Origin of the sequence: Melaminivora alkalimesophila (assembly GCF_000282995.1) — a bacterium.
GTDB classification, from domain to species: Bacteria; Pseudomonadota; Gammaproteobacteria; order Burkholderiales; family Burkholderiaceae_C; genus Melaminivora; species Melaminivora alkalimesophila.
Window position 1 is genome coordinate 1 of record NZ_ALEE01000216.1, and the last position, 407, is coordinate 407.

Genomic DNA, 407 nt, shown 5'->3' on the forward strand with positions numbered 1-407 from the left:
CCCCGCCGCTGGCGCTGCCGCCCCTTCTCCGGCCGCTGCGGCTGAGGCGCCCGCGTCGGCTGCACCGGCCGCGCAGTCGCAGCCCAGTCAGGACGGGGCGCTCGAGCTGCTCGAGGTGCGGGTGCCCGACATCGGAGACTTCAAGGACGTGGCCGTGATCGAGCTGCTGGTCGCGGAAGGCGCCACCGTGACGCTCGAGCAGTCGCTGGTTACGGTGGAATCGGACAAGGCTTCGATGGAGCTGCCCTCCTCGGCGGAAGGCGTGGTCCGGGAGCTGCGCGTGAAGATCGGCGACACGCTCAACCAGGGCGACCTGATCGCCATCGTCGAGGGCCGGCGCGAGCGCGGCGCGGCGCCGGCGGCCGAGGTGCAATCGCCCCAGGTCTCGCCGCCGGCGGCTGCCGTGC

The 407-nt window shown here is 73.7% G+C and carries 1 protein-coding gene; it reads left to right on the plus strand.

Annotation, left to right across the window (positions count from 1 at the left end; all coding sequences use genetic code 11):
* Positions 1–121: 121 nt before the first annotated feature.
* Positions 122–407: biotin/lipoyl-containing protein (locus tag A612_RS03630; protein WP_338131807.1), on the plus strand; the 286-nt coding region annotated here is incomplete at its 3' end.